Here is a 13,942-nt window from a genome sequence, read left to right on the forward strand (position 1 = left end):
GAATGTATTGCATCAGATACGTGCAATCGCCGCCTGGACGTTCTGTACCAGATATTTCAGCCTGGGCGCGACCTCGTTTTCCAACCGCTCGGCAGGCAGAAGGAATGCCGGCGCGCCCACATTGAAAGCGAATATATCGCCGTTGGTGGTCTCGATCAGCGGTACGCCGACGGCGTTCACCTCGCGTTCCCAGTCGCCCACGGATGTGACATAGCCATGGGTGGCGTACTGCTCGCAGCCGCGTTCGATGCCCTCGCGCACCGATGGCCACTGTTCCGGGCCGAGACGCTTTTCCAGATGGGTCATCAGATAGCCGCGCTCGATTTCGGGCAGGGCGGCAAGGAAGGCCCGGCCCATGGCCGTGGTGGCCAGCGGAATCCGGGAGCCGACGTCGAGTCGGAGGGTGACTTCGCTGCTTGCGCGACGGTGATCGAGGTACATCATCGACAGCTTTTCACGCGCGCCCAGCGCAACCGATGCATTGACCTGTTCGGCCAGTTCCTGCATGTAGGGTCGCGCGATCTGACGGATGCCGAAATTGGCCAGCGTGGCATAGCCGAGTGCGAGCACGCCCATACCGAGCTGATAGCGCTCAAGATCCTTGTTGTAGGACAGATAGCCTAGCTTGGTCAGGGTATAGGTCAGACGGGTGACGGTCGGTTTGGGCAGCCCGGTGCGACGGGCGATCTCCTGATTGCCCAACAGGTTCTCGCGTGGCTCGAATGCTCGCAGTACGTCCAGCCCGCGCGCTAGGGCGGTGACGAATTTACGGTCTTTTTCTCCGTTGGAGGGCTCGTCGGGGTGTTCTCTCATTTTGTTCTGCCAGGCGAAATTATCGTATAACCCTGGCAAACATAGTGCCCGTCGAAGAATTTCTGTCAACCGGTGACGGGCGCGAGCCGCATACGGCCCCGAGGGTTCGCAAGGCGGAAGAGTACGCCCGCGGGCATGCGTATTCAGGCGTCCAGACGTCGCTGGGCCGTGCGCTGGATGGTCTCAACCATGGAATACAGGCCATTGCGGCGATTCATGGTGATGTGCTGCTCGAGATTCAGGTCCGCAAAGATCTGATTGATATCGATATCGGCGATCTGCTCGGGGGTTTTGTCCGAGTAGATCATCAGCAGCACGCCGATCAGCCCGCGTACGATATGGGCATCGGAATCGCCGCGGAAATGCAGCGTCTGGTCGGCCCCGTCGTCATCGGCCACGAGCCAGACCTGGCTCATGCAGCCGCGTACACGGGTCGCTTCGTTGCGCTCGTCATCCTCGAGCGGCTCGAGCTTGCGGCCCAGATCGATGATGTAGCGATAGCGCTCCTCCCAATCGGGGAGCATGTCGAAGGTGGTCTTGAGTTGCTCGATCCGTGTGTCCATTGAATCCGGGCGCGCGCCGTTGCAAGTGTTGCATCAACGGTTGGGTCTGGCCGTCCTACAGTCAAGCCGTAGGCTCGGCCGGATCGTCTAGTGGGCTGTCTTCAGACCGCGGTCAGGCGCCATGTTGTGCTTGGTCAGCCCCTGGTTGATGGCCAGCCGCACCAGATCGGCGATGCTGTCGGCGGCCAGTTTATGTTTGATGCGCACCACATAGTTGGAAACCGATTTGTGGCTCAGCGAAAGGGTCTGGGCGATCTGCGGGTTGCTATGCCCGTCGACCAGCAGCTGGAAGACCTCGAATTCGCGTGCCGATAAGGCCTTCACCGGGTTGTCGTGGATCGAAAGCTCGCTGAGCGCGATCGCCTGGGCGATGTCCTGGCTGAGATAGATCGACCCCTTGAGTACCTTCTCGATACCTTCGAGCAGACTCTCCGGCGGGCTGGTCTTGGTGATGTAGCCCATCGCACCGGCCTTGAGTGCGCGCGTGGCATAGGTGGGCTCGTCGTGCATGGTGAACACGATGATCGCGGTGCGGCTGTCGTGGGCATGCACGCGGCGGATGATTTCAAGGCCGCCCATATTGTCCATCGACAGGTCCAGCATCATCACCTGTGGTGACTCGGCCAGAAACAGCCGCCACGCGTCTTCGCCCGAAGCGGCTTCGTGAGTGACCTGATAGTCGGCGTGCACGAGCAGTTCCCGGCAGCCGCGCCGCACGATTTCATGGTCATCCACCAGCAGTATCGATGCCTTCATGATTCGGTCTTGTCGTCCTGAGTCGGCTGGCCGTGCCGGCCATGCTAGCCAACTTCTTGTCGGGATATTCTCCTTAATTGATGTTGTCGACCGCGCTTGGCAGGCACTGTGTCGGCGCCCGGCGGTGATTCCCCAGGCGATGTCGATCCCAGCGGCCTGACCTTGCAACCCGCCGAGCCCTCGACGTTTTTTCGCTTTGCACAACACACAGCCAGCCTGTCACCGCTGCTGCACGCGGGAATATGTCCCGGGCGTGTGAGGACAAAACGCGGTGCGATTGGGGATTTGATTTAAACAAATCGAGGTTTTTTGTCCGTATCCGTGCGCCAGGCGTTGTTTTATACCTAGTAGACCGTCGTCCGTGTCGCTCGCGAGACGAAAAGAATTACGACATAACAACAAGCGCAAAGAGGAGATCACCACATGGCACGATCAAGGCGTATGCCGATGCGTCGGGGCTGTTTTGCCCTGGCCGCCGTATCAGTCTGTGTCGCGGCCGGTCCGGCTGCGGCTCAGCAGTCCCAGGCCGACAAGCTGGACGAGCTGTCGAAGAACGAACAGAACTGGGTGATGCAGTGCAAGAATTACGACTGCAACCATTTCAGTGAATCTACGCAGATCAATACTGACAACGTCAAGAAACTGAGCCCGGCGTGGTCGTTCTCTACCGGCGTGCTCAATGGCCACGAGGGTGCGCCCATCGTGGTCGACGGCATGATGTATATCAACGGCCCGTTCCCGAACAACGTGTTTGCGCTCGATCTGGACGACCCCAATCGGATCGTCTGGCAATACAAGCCCAAGCAGGATCCGGCGGCGCGTTCGGTGGCATGTTGCGATGTCGTCAATCGTGGCCTGGCTTATTACCCGGGCGACGGCGACACACCGGCCCTGGTGATCGAGACGCTGCTCGACGGGCATCTGCTGGCGCTCGATGCCGAGACGGGCGAACAGTACTGGAAACTGGAAGTCATGGACCCGTCCGTGGGTCAGACGCTCACCCAGTCGCCGTACGTGGTCAAGGACAAGGTCATCGTGGGTTCGTCAGGGGCCGAGCTGGGCGTGCGCGGTGTGGTCACCGCCTTCAACGTCAAGACCGGCGAGCAGGAATGGCGTGCCTATGCCACCGGCCCGGACGAGGACCTGCTGCTGGCCGACGACTTCAATATAAACAATCCGCAGTATGGCCAGCAGGGCCTGGGTACCAAGACCTGGGAAGGCGAGGCCTGGAAGATCGGCGGCGGCACCAACTGGGGCTGGTACGCCTATGACCCGGAAGAGGAGCTGTTCTATTACGGTTCCGGCAACCCGGCGCCGTGGAACGAAACCATGCGTCCGGGCGACAACAAGTGGACGATGACCATCTTCGGCCGCGACCTGGAGACCGGCAAGGCCAAGTTCGGTTATCAGAAGACCCCGCACGACGAATGGGACTATGCCGGCGTCAACGTGATGATGCTCTCCGAGCAGGAGATTGACGGCAAGAAACGCAAACTGCTCACCCATCCGGATCGCAACGGCATCCTCTACAGCCTCGACCGGACCAACGGCGACCTGGTGCGGGCCGACAAGATGGACGACACCGTCAACTGGGTGAAGCACGTCGATATGGAGTCCGGTCAGCCGGTACGTGATCCGGAATACGGGACCCGGATGGATCACCGATCCAAGGATATCTGTCCTTCGGCCATGGGGTATCACAACCAGGGCGTGGATTCGTACGATCCGAATCAGCAGCTGTTCTTCATCGGCATGAACCATCTGTGCATGGATTGGGAACCCTACATGCTGCCTTACCGTGCCGGTCAGTTCTTTGTCGGGGCCAACGTCTGGACCTATCCCGGGCCGAAGGGCAACCGCGAAGAAGGCACCGGTTCGGGTCAGATCAAGGCCTACGATGCCAAGACCGGCGAGTTCAGGTGGGAAAAGATGGAGCGCTTCGCGGTCTGGGGCGGTACCACCGCCACGGCCGGCAATCTGGTCTTCTACGGCACGCTGGACGGGTTCATCAAGGCGCGCGACTCGCGTAACGGCGACCTGCTGTGGAAGTTCAAGCTGCCTTCCGGCGTCATCGGTCATCCGATCACCTACATGCACGACGGTACCCAGTATGTGGGCATCAATTACGGCGTCGGCGGCTGGCCGGGTGTGGGGCTGGTGTTCGACCTGAACGACCCGTCGGCCGGGCTGGGTGCGGTCGGCGCCTTCAAGGAGTTGGCCAATCACACCCAGATGGGCGGTGGCTTCATCGCCTTCTCGCTCGAAGGGGAGAGCCCCTATACGAAGGACATTCAGACCGGTGAGTACCAGGCGAGCAACTGATTGACGTCAAGGCGCGGTGGCCGACGGGCGCGTGCGCCCGTCGGCACCTATTTCTCATCGATCGGAGTGTTCGAGCATGACAGTTAAAGGCAAGACGTTCGCTCTGGCCCTCGCGGCGGCGACCGGCGTGCTCGCCGGCCCGACACAGGCCCAGGCAGCCGAGCCGCTACGTATCTGCGCCGCACAGGATGAACTGCCCTTTTCGGCCCGCAGCGGCAGCGGCTTCGAGAACCGCATCGCGCGTATCGTGGCCGAGGGCATGGGTCGCCAACCCGAATTCGTCTGGGTCGACGAACCGGGCATCTATCTGGTGCCCGACTATCTCAATAAGGACAAGTGCGATGTGATCACCGGCGTCGACGCCGGCGATCCGCGCGTGGCCACCACCGAAGCGTATTACCGCTCCAGCTATGTCTTTATCTATCCGCAGGACGGACCCGTGAAGGTCACCGACTGGGACAGCCCGGACCTGGCCCGGATGACCCGCTTCGCGGTTTCGCCCTACAGCCCGGTGGAGCCGAAGCTGCGCGATATGAACAAATGGGACGACAACCTCAACTACATGTATTCGCTGATCGGATTCAAGTCGCGGCGTAACGAATACGTGCGCTACGACCCAGAGAAGATGATTTCGGAAGTCGTCGACGGGCACGCCGATATCGCCATCCTGTGGGGGCCGGAAGCGGCACGCTATGTCGAGGTGGCCGATCAACCGCTGGCCATGAAGGTCGTGCCGGACACCCATACGCGGCGCGAACAACGGCTGGAGTTTAGCTATGCCCAGGCCATGGCCGTTCGCAGCGAGGATACCGAGCTGCGCGATGCCCTCGACAAGGCCCTGAAAGCCAAGCATGGCGAGATTCAGGCCGTGCTGGCCGAGGAAGGCTTCCCTCTGCTGGATGTAAACACATCAAGCCCGTCGTCCGGCGATCAAACCGACACCAAGGGAGCGTCGTCCTGATGAACAACGGCCTACACCGAGCTGCGGCTGCCGCCGTATGGATGCTTTCGGGCATCGCCCTGTGCGCCGGCGCTGCTGAAACATTTCGCAACACCGTGGACGGCCAGGTACTGGATCTGTCGAAGGCCGAGGTGGGCGACAACCCGGACGCAGTCGAGCAATTCGAAAAGACCGGCAGGAACCCGCTCAATGGCAACGCGCAGGCCATTCAGAAAGGCAAGGACGAATTCCTGGTTGCCTGCGCCGGCTGTCACGGTCATCACGCCAAGGGCAAGATCGGGCCCTCGCTGGTCGACGATTACTGGACATACGAGACCAACGAGACCGATGCCGGGCTGTTCTCCACCATCTACGGCGGCGCCCGTGCCCAGATGGGGCCGCACTACATGTCCATGACCAAGACCCAGATGCTGGAGTCGATGGCCTATATCCGCGATATCTATGAAGGCAAAGCCTCCAAGGCGAAATGGCTGACGCTGGAACAGAAGAAGGCGCTGCTGGAAAAACGGCGGACCGGCAAGGCCGATCGCGATGACGAGTAGACGAATCGCCGGGCATCCGCCCGGCAGGAATAAAAACAACGCCAAGGCGAAATGAGGAGAGACATCATGCGTAATCATCATCTGCTTATCAGCGCGTCACTGATCGCGGCCGGGGGGCTGTTTGCCACCGGAAGCGCCGTGGCCTACGACGGCACCAACTGCAGCGAGCCCGGGGTTTGCTGGGAGCCAAAGCCGGGCTATCCGGACAAGATCGAGGGCAGCAAATACGATCCCAAGCACAGCCAGAGCGAGCTCAACAAGCAGCAGGAGTCCATCCAGGCGATGGAGAAACGCAACGCCATGCGCGTAGAGCATTTCAAGAAAACCGGTGAGTGGGTCAACGACACCGATGAGCTGGAACTCCAGCAGTCGATGAAGGACGACGAGCAGAGCTGACGCTTGCACCTGCGCCCGGGCTGCGGCTTCGAGGTATCGGCCTCGAGGCCGCAGTGACTCACACCCGGCGTTGTCCACGCGTCGCCGGCCATGGGAATGCCATCCATGCATGGGGATAACCAGCTCGCCGACTGGCGCTCACGCGCGATCCGGCTGGCCGACCAGATCAACGCCGTCGTGGTCGGCCAGCGGCAAGCCGTCCACCGTCTGCTCATTGCCGTGTTTGCGCGCGGCCATGTCCTGCTCGAAGGTGATGTGGGCGTCGGCAAGACCACGCTGCTGCGGGCAATGGCGCGGGGGCTCGGCGGCGGGTATGAACGTCTGGAGGGCACGGTGGATCTCATGCCATCGGATCTGGCCTATCACACCTTCATAGACGACAACGGCCGGCCCCGCGTGGAGCCCGGCCCGGTACTGCGGCACGGCCAGGCGCTGGCCACATTCTTTTTCAACGAGATCAACCGGGCACGGCCGCAGGTCCACTCGTTGCTGTTGCGCCTGATGGCCGAGCGCTCGATGCACGCATTCAATCGGGAATACCGGTTTCCGCATCTGCTGGTATTCGCCGACCGCAACCGGGTCGAGCGCGAGGAGACCTTTGAGCTACCCGCCGCGGCCCGCGACCGATTCTTCATGGAAATCGGTATCACCGCGCCCGAGACTCGCGATGCCCAACGCGCCCTGATGTTCGATACGCGTTTTCATGACGCCGATGCACTGATTGCCGGTATCGAACCGGGGCTGGTCGACTACACGGCTCTGAACGCGTTCGCACAGACGCTGCAGGAGGCGGTGACGGTCAGCGAGACGCTCCAGGACTACGCACTAGATCTCTGGAACGCCGTACGCGAGCCGGCCGGACACGGTATCGAGCTCGAGGGAGTTGATACCGAGGCGCTCATCGCCGGCGGTGGCAGCCCTCGCGGCATGAGCATGATGATTCGGGCTGCGCGCGTGAATGCCTGGCTGGCCGACCGCGAAATGGTGGTGCCCGAGGATATCCGTGCCGTCTTCCTGGCGACCACCGCGCATCGCATTTTCTTCAATCCGGTGTACGAGATCCGTCGCGACGAGATCGTCGGCCGTCTGCTCGGCGCGGCGCTGGAGCGCGTGGCCGCCCCGTGAGTCAGACGCCCCCGGACGCGGCCGAGTTCGTCTACCGCGTGCGGTGGGCGGCCCGCGGCATACGCCCGGGAGCGCACACCAGCCGGCATGCCGGTATGGGGCAACTGTTTTCCGGCTATGCCTCGCTGCTGGATTACCCGGACCCGCGTCGACTCGATGTCCGCGCCAGCGTACGTGACCCCTTCGGCATGCTCTATACACGAGTCTATCGGCAGCGTACGGCGATCAGCCTCATCGTGATCGCGGATCTGTCTTCCTCGATGCGCTTCGGCGCCAAGCAGCGCTATATCGCCGATTGCGTAGCCTGTGCGGCTCGCTCGGCGCATGCCTGCGGCGACGCGTTCGGCTTCATCGGCATCGGCGAGTCGTCGTCCGGTCGCCCGGGCCGGCCGCGTCATCAAGCAACGTATCTGGCGCCGAGCTTTCGTCCCGGGGCGGCACAGACGCTGGCACGCCAGCTGGCCGAGCCCCTGCCGCCGGGTCGCACCGTCGACGATATCGAGGCCATGGCGGTTCGACTGCCCACGCGCCGGGCGCTGGTGCTTCTACTGTCGGATTTCCATTGGCAGCCGCCCAGGCTGGAGCGGATGCTGGCGCTGCTGTCGCGCCACGATGTGGTGCCCGTCGTCCTATGGGATCCGCGCGAACACGCGTCGCTGCCCCGGACTGGCCTGCTGAGCCTGTTCGACCCGGAGACCGGCCGTCGCCGCATGCTTTTCATGCGTCGCGCACTGGCCGAACGCTGGCGCGATGCCTATGCCGAGCGGCGTGCCCATCTGGTGCGCTGTTTCCACCGCAGCGGGCGGCCGCCGCTGTTCGCCGGCGAGCGCTTCAGGCCGGGCGCGTTCACCGATTATTTCTTGCGTAGCGCATGATCAGGCGCCCACGACCGCCGGCATCGGTACTGCGCCACACGCTCGTGCTGTGGGCGCTCGCGTTCGCCGCAGTGGCGCAGCCGCCGGCCATCGGTCTGTCGATCGACGAACCGCGTGCCTACGGCCATGTTGTCGGCGACCGAATCGAGCGCGCGCTACGCCTGCGACTGCCGGACGGTTACCGGCTGGAGCGCAGCTCATTGCCGGTGGCGGGCGAGCAATCGTACTGGCTCGAACTCGTGGCCGCGGAGGTGCAGGCCGAGCCGGCTACCGGCGGCGTGGTGGTGGTCGTCCTCGACTACCAGTTGTTCTATGCGCCGTTGCAGACATCACGGCGGGCGTTGCCCGCCCTGGAGATCGCAGCGGTCAATGCCGCCGGTGAGCGGTTGGTGACCCCGGTGCCGGCGTTCGGTTTTACCATGTCGCCGATCCTTGAGCTGGACCCCGACGCCGAGTTCGGCAACCCGGACAACGACCTGCTGCTCGCCGACGAACGCCCGTCGTCGCAGGCGGTGAACGGCCCCCGTCGGATGACGCTCGGTGCGCTGGGGATTGCCTTGCTCGCGGGTTTGAGCTGGGCCTGGACAGCCGGATGGCTGCCGGGGCCGGCCCGCGGCCCGTTTGCCCGGGCCGCGACGCGGCTGCGGCAGCTGCGGCGCAGGCCAGCGATGTCGGATACCACCGCTACGGCGCTGCGGACGGTGCATCGCGCGTTCGACGAAACCGCGCACCGGGCCGTGTTCGCCGATGATCTCGACGCTTTCATCGCCGCCCATCCGAGCTTCGCCGATCTGGCAGACGATATCGCCAGTTTCTTCGATTTCTCGCGCCGCTATTTTTTCTCGGCGTCGGCGTGCGTCGATCGCGACAGCCAGGCGATGGTCGCGCGTCTGGAACGTCTGGTCAGACGTTGCCGACGACGGGAGCGCGGCACATGAGCCTCGTCTTCGATCACCCGGCCGTACTGGCCGCGCTGTGGCTGGCGCTGCTGCCTTGGTGGCGGCTGCCGTTGGCCACCAGCGAGCCGGCCGCACTGGTCATGCTGCCCGCAGATCGGCTGTCGGTCGTGCTCGATCTGGCGTTGCGGGCGGCTGCCTCTCTGGCGATCGCTGCGCTGGTGTTCGGTCTGGCCCGGCCCTTTCTCGGCGCTCAGACGATCGAGAAGGTCGCCCGCGGCGCCCATCTCGTGCTGACGCTGGATCGCAGTCTGAGCATGGACCAGACTTTCGCCGGGCGTAATCCGCAAGGCGGCGAGGAATCCAAGAGCGAAACCGCGCGCCGATTGCTCACCGAATTCATCGGCGAGCGTGAACACGACCTGTTCGGCGTGGTCTCGTTCAGCACCCGGCCCATGGCCGTGGTGCCGTTGTCGGACGATCGCGTGGCCGCGCGCGCCGCGGTGGATGCCGCAGCCACGCCGGGGCTGGCGTTCACCAATGTGGCCGAGGGGCTGTTCATGGCGCTGTCGTACTTCCGCGATCGCCGCGCCAGTGCCTCGCGGGCCATCGTGCTGATCTCGGACGGAGCCGCCGAGATCGATTTTCGCAGCGCCGAACGACTGCGAGCCCGCTTTGCCGAATACGATGCCTCGCTGTACTGGATCTTCCTGCGCACCGCGGGTAGCCCGGGCCTGTTCGAAAAGCCTGACGACGCGCGCAACGACAACGCCAAGGCGATGCCGGAGCGCTACCTGCATCTGTTTTTCAATACGCTGCAGGTGCCCTACACCCCCTATGAGGCCGACAACCCGGCGGCGCTCGCCCAGGCGATCGCCGATATCGATCGTCTGGAGACCCGGCCACTGGTCTACGCGCAACGGATCCCGCGCCGTGATCTGAGTGGCTGGGCCTATGCGATTGCCCTCGTGCTGTTGCTGGTCGGCCTGTTAGCCAAGATCGTCGAACGGCGGGTGATCGCATGAGCCGCGCGCGTCCGGTGCGCTGGCTCTGTCTGGCCGTTGCAGTCTCCGCGATCGCGGTCGCTGTATGGCAGGGCGTGGTGTGGTTCGATCATGGGCGCGACAACCGGCTGATCCGCGCGGCGCTGACGCATCAGGCCGTCGAGATCGGTCCGGACGAGTCGCTGGCGGTGCTGTTCGCACAAGGCTATGGCGAGACGCGACTGGATCGTTTCCGGCAGGCCGGCGCGGCGTATCAGACAGTCTGGATACGCACCGACGGCGGGCGCCACGACGACCCCGAAGGATGGGCGGCCCGCAGTCGCTACAACCTCGGCAATCTCTATGCCCGGCGTGCGGTGGCCGCTGCCGAGACCTTCGATGTGGACGGCGCACGTACCTTGGCGGAGCTGGCCAAGCAGGCCTATCGCGATGCGCTGCGAGCCTGGCCCGACTATTGGCAGGCCAAGCACAATTTCGAGGCCGCTCAGCGTCTGGTACGCGACCTGCCGCAGCACGAGGGCGAGCCTGAAGAAGGTGAAAAGCCGGCCGAGGATGTCTGGTCGCAGATGCCGGGCTTCCCGCGGGGGCTGCCATGATCGAGCGCGGCTGTCTGGGTGATCCGCGGCTGTGGGCGATGGTGCTTGCGGTGCTGTTGTTGCTGTCGAGCTTCGTGGCGCCCCGCTGGCCGCTGCGCCAGCCGGTCTACAGCACGCTGTTCGTGATCGACATCACGCGCAGCATGAACGTCGCCGACTACCGCGCGGCCGGCGAGCCGGTCACGCGCCTGGCGCGCGCCAAGGCCGCCGTCGCCGGTGCGATTGCACGGCTGCCGTGTGGCTCGAACGCGGGTCTGGCGCTGTTCACCGAGCGCACGGTCAACATCACGCTGATGCCGATCGAGGTTTGTGCGCACTTCAACAGTCTGCAGGCCAGTCTCGAACTGATCGACTGGCGTATGGCCTGGGCGGCAGACAGCAACGTCAACCGTGCGCTGGTCGATGGCATGGCCAAGCTGCGGACGCTGCGCGGCGCGTACGGCATCGACGACACCACGAGCCTGGTTTTTCTCACCGACGGCCAAGAGGCGCCGCCCGTCAATCCGCGCTACGAGCCCGACCCCGCCTTGCTGGTGCCGGGCAAGAAAGAAGGCGAACCCGGGGCACCACCGGCAGACAGTGCGCCCCTGTACGGTCTGATCGTGGGTGTGGGCGGCTACACACCGGTGCCGATACCCAAATACAGCCCGGAAGGCGAGCGTATCGGCGTCTATGCCGAGGATGACGTGCCGCAGGCCGCCAATTTCGGCCAGCCGGCCAATCCCGAGGCCATCGAAGGCTATGTCCCGCGCAACGCGCCCTGGGGCCGGGCGGACAAGCACGGCAGCGAGCATCTGTCGTCGGTTCGCGAGCCGCATCTGCAGGCGATCGCGGCGAAGGCCGGCTTCGACTATATCCATCTCGATGACGATACCGCGATGTATCGCGCGGTCACGCCGCGCGCCTGGGCGGCCATACGCACGCGCCCGACCGATATTCGCTGGCTGTTGGCCGTCATTGCGCTGGCGCTGGCGACGCTGGTGCCACTGGCCACCCTCGTTGCCGATCTGCACCGCTATCGCAACCTGCTTCGTTCCAACCAAACCAATGCAAGGAGTGCTTGATGACGCGATCCCTATCGAACGTCGGTTGTCTGCTGGTGTGGGCATGGCTCGGGCTGTCGGCGACCGCGCTGGCCCACGGTCCGACGCCCCAGAAGGCCGAAGAGCGGATTCGTATCGACGCTACCCCGGCCGAGGTCTGGCAGGTGATCGGCGATGTGTCGGCCCTGGCCGACTGGCAGCCGATGTTGTCTGCGGTGCATCCCAGCCAGGGCAACGACACCATCGCTGACGCGGTCGGCGCCGAGCGTGTGCTGGTATTTGCCGATGGCGGTGGCGAGATCACCGAAAGCATCGACGAATACAAGCCCGATGAACACTACCTCGGCTATCGGCTGCTCAAGGAGGATCCATCGGTGTTTGCCGTCAGCTTCTATACCGCGACCATCCAGGCGCTGCCGCTCGATTCGGGCAGCGAGATCGTGTGGAGCGCGCGTTTCTATCGGGGTGATACGGGCAATTTTCCGCCCGACGACCAGAGCGACGAGGCTGCACAAAAGGCGATGCACGGCTTCTTCAAGCAGGGGCTGAGCAAGCTCAAGCAGACGGTCGAGGGCGGCTGATGGCGCGAGGTTATCGGGATGCGCTGATCGGCGCCCTGGTCATACTGTCGGTATCGGGGGCATCGTTTGCCGGACAGGCCTGGATCACAGTTCAGGCAGCCAACCAGGTGGTCGTTATCGATACGGTAGCCGCCGAGATCGTCGCGCGCGTGGACGTCGCCGACGGCCCGGTCGGCGTCGCCACCGGTTCGGACCGAGTGTATGTCACCCATCCGGAGCGCGGCCGGTTGAGCGTAATCGATCGCCGCGATCGCACGCTCGAAGAACTCTGGGAAATCGGCGGCGAGCCGTTCGGTGTGGCGCTGTCGGAGTCGGCCGGCCGTGTTTTCGTCACCGACTGGGCCGGCAACTGCGTCGATATCTATGCCGCCGACAGCGGTGAACGGCTCGACCGGGTGGCCGTCGGCAAGGCGCCCGCCGGCGTTGCCGCAACCCCCGATGGTGCCACCGTGCTCACCGCCGACCGAGAAAGCGACCGCGTATCGATCATCGACGCGCGGGCAGGCCGGGTAGTGGCCGCTGTCGATGTCGGGCGTGCGCCGTTCGCCGTGCTGATCGGGCCCGAGGGTCGGCGCGCTTATGTCGCCAACGTACGCAGTGATACGGTCAGCGTAATCGATATCCCGCGTCGAATGACGGTCGCAGCGATTGCCACGGGCCTGTTCCCCTACGGTCTGGCGATGGCCGATGAGGGCCGGACGCTGTTGGTGACCGAGCAGCGAGCCGGTCGGCTGGCACGCTTCGACACGGCCAGCGGCCGCCGCCTCGGCGAGATCGAGGTCGGCGCGCAGCCGGACGGCGTGGCCGTCGATGCGGCCAGTCATCGGGCCGTGGTCGCCAACTGGTTCGACGATACCGTCTCGATCATCGATTTGGTCGATGGAGGCGAGCAGGCCGTTCTGAAGGTTGGTCGCGGGCCGCGCGGGTTCGGGCGTTTCATTCATTGATGTCCGTGTCGTGCCGACCGGCCGTACGCCGGATGCAGCTGTTCCACGGCCTGTTCGGGCCAGGCCGCGTGGGTGTTCCCGGCCGTGGCCGAGGCTGGCCGGAATCAAATATGCGAATATTCACCCGATGGCGGTATCCGGCCGCGGTGGCGATCTTCTGCTGCACGACGCCGGTACGTCAGGCGCACGCTGCACAAGACACGGGTTCGGCCGATGCGACGCAGCAACACAGTCGATACTGCGTGCGCGCGCGGTCGGGGGCGTCCGGTCAGCGTCGCAAGGGACGCGGCCGATCGGGCAATCGAGCTGCAGCGGCCTGGCTATGTCCTGTGGGCGGGGCGGCCCGGCCGTTTACCGCTCGTGCGCGATCCGGGGGCTGCGCCGACGGCGCCGGGCGGCCACCGCATCATGATCGACGAGGCCGAACGGTAGGGGCCGCCGGCAGGGACGTTCTATATTCGGCCGTCCCACGGCGGGTCGTCGCCCTGACAGCGGCGCACGCGCCCGAGCAGGGCAGAGGCG

Annotated in this window: 15 protein-coding genes; 12 read left to right on the forward strand and 3 right to left on the reverse strand. The window is 64.3% G+C overall.

Annotated features, from left to right (window positions below):
- Nucleotides 1-12: 12 nt before the first annotated feature.
- The 3 genes from T31B1_RS03745 to T31B1_RS03755 form a co-directional block, all read right to left on the reverse strand.
- Nucleotides 13-813 (reverse strand): IclR family transcriptional regulator, encoded by an 801-nt coding sequence (locus T31B1_RS03745; RefSeq protein WP_353248116.1) that lies wholly within the window; start codon nt 811-813, stop codon nt 13-15.
- A gap of 143 nt (nt 814-956) precedes the next feature.
- On the reverse strand, nt 957-1,376 hold the full coding sequence (locus T31B1_RS03750) for a SufE family protein (protein ID WP_353248117.1): 420 nt from the start codon (nt 1,374-1,376) through the stop codon (nt 957-959).
- 87 nt (nt 1,377-1,463) lie between these two features.
- Nucleotides 1,464-2,132 (reverse strand): response regulator, encoded by a 669-nt coding sequence (locus tag T31B1_RS03755; RefSeq protein WP_353248118.1) that lies wholly within the window; start codon nt 2,130-2,132, stop codon nt 1,464-1,466.
- Between the two features lie 423 nt (nt 2,133-2,555).
- Between T31B1_RS03755 and T31B1_RS03760 the strand changes: the two genes are divergently transcribed.
- The 12 genes from T31B1_RS03760 to T31B1_RS03815 all read left to right on the forward strand — a co-directional run bounded on the left by T31B1_RS03760 (nt 2,556) and on the right by T31B1_RS03815 (nt 13,420).
- Nucleotides 2,556-4,454 (forward strand): methanol/ethanol family PQQ-dependent dehydrogenase, encoded by a 1,899-nt coding sequence (locus tag T31B1_RS03760; RefSeq protein ID WP_502950911.1) that lies wholly within the window; start codon nt 2,556-2,558, stop codon nt 4,452-4,454.
- A 76-nt stretch (nt 4,455-4,530) separates the two neighbouring features.
- Nucleotides 4,531-5,415 carry a methanol oxidation system protein MoxJ gene (gene moxJ / locus T31B1_RS03765; RefSeq protein ID WP_353248119.1) on the forward strand — a complete coding sequence of 295 codons (885 nt, stop codon included), beginning with the start codon at nt 4,531-4,533 and terminating at the stop codon, nt 5,413-5,415.
- Nucleotides 5,415-5,957, forward strand: coding sequence for a cytochrome c(L), periplasmic (moxG, locus tag T31B1_RS03770; RefSeq protein ID WP_353248120.1), 543 nt, complete (start codon nt 5,415-5,417; stop codon nt 5,955-5,957). Before moxJ ends, moxG begins: the two co-directional genes overlap by 1 nt.
- A 66-nt stretch (nt 5,958-6,023) precedes the next feature.
- Nucleotides 6,024-6,353, forward strand: coding sequence for a methanol dehydrogenase [cytochrome c] subunit (locus T31B1_RS03775; protein ID WP_353248121.1), 330 nt, complete (start codon nt 6,024-6,026; stop codon nt 6,351-6,353).
- Between the two features lie 105 nt (nt 6,354-6,458).
- A complete protein-coding gene (locus T31B1_RS03780) occupies nt 6,459-7,478 on the forward strand; it encodes an AAA family ATPase (protein WP_353248122.1) in 1,020 nt (339 codons plus the stop codon).
- Entirely contained in the window at nt 7,475-8,353 is an 879-nt protein-coding gene (locus tag T31B1_RS03785) for a DUF58 domain-containing protein (protein ID WP_353248123.1), read from the forward strand. Before T31B1_RS03780 ends, T31B1_RS03785 begins: the two co-directional genes overlap by 4 nt.
- Nucleotides 8,350-9,291, forward strand: coding sequence for a nonribosomal peptide synthetase MxaA (locus tag T31B1_RS03790; RefSeq protein ID WP_353248124.1), 942 nt, complete (start codon nt 8,350-8,352; stop codon nt 9,289-9,291). Before T31B1_RS03785 ends, T31B1_RS03790 begins: the two co-directional genes overlap by 4 nt.
- Nucleotides 9,288-10,274 (forward strand): vWA domain-containing protein, encoded by a 987-nt coding sequence (locus T31B1_RS03795; protein WP_353248125.1) that lies wholly within the window; start codon nt 9,288-9,290, stop codon nt 10,272-10,274. Before T31B1_RS03790 ends, T31B1_RS03795 begins: the two co-directional genes overlap by 4 nt.
- The gene (locus T31B1_RS03800) at nt 10,271-10,849 is read left to right on the forward strand and encodes a hypothetical protein (protein WP_353248126.1); all 579 of its coding nucleotides are present in this window, start codon (nt 10,271-10,273) and stop codon (nt 10,847-10,849) included. Before T31B1_RS03795 ends, T31B1_RS03800 begins: the two co-directional genes overlap by 4 nt.
- Nucleotides 10,846-11,913 carry a VWA domain-containing protein gene (locus tag T31B1_RS03805; RefSeq protein WP_353248127.1) on the forward strand — a complete coding sequence of 356 codons (1,068 nt, stop codon included), beginning with the start codon at nt 10,846-10,848 and terminating at the stop codon, nt 11,911-11,913. Before T31B1_RS03800 ends, T31B1_RS03805 begins: the two co-directional genes overlap by 4 nt.
- Nucleotides 11,913-12,473: an SRPBCC family protein gene (locus tag T31B1_RS03810; RefSeq protein ID WP_353248128.1), complete on the forward strand. Its 561-nt coding sequence runs from the start codon at nt 11,913-11,915 to the stop codon at nt 12,471-12,473. The genes T31B1_RS03805 and T31B1_RS03810 overlap by 1 nt, the downstream gene beginning before the upstream one ends.
- Nucleotides 12,473-13,420 carry a YncE family protein gene (locus T31B1_RS03815; protein WP_353248129.1) on the forward strand — a complete coding sequence of 316 codons (948 nt, stop codon included), beginning with the start codon at nt 12,473-12,475 and terminating at the stop codon, nt 13,418-13,420. The genes T31B1_RS03810 and T31B1_RS03815 overlap by 1 nt, the downstream gene beginning before the upstream one ends.
- Nucleotides 13,421-13,942 lie beyond the last annotated feature (522 nt).

Source organism: Salinisphaera sp. T31B1, assembly GCF_040361275.1.
Lineage (GTDB): Bacteria > Pseudomonadota > Gammaproteobacteria > Nevskiales > Salinisphaeraceae > Salinisphaera.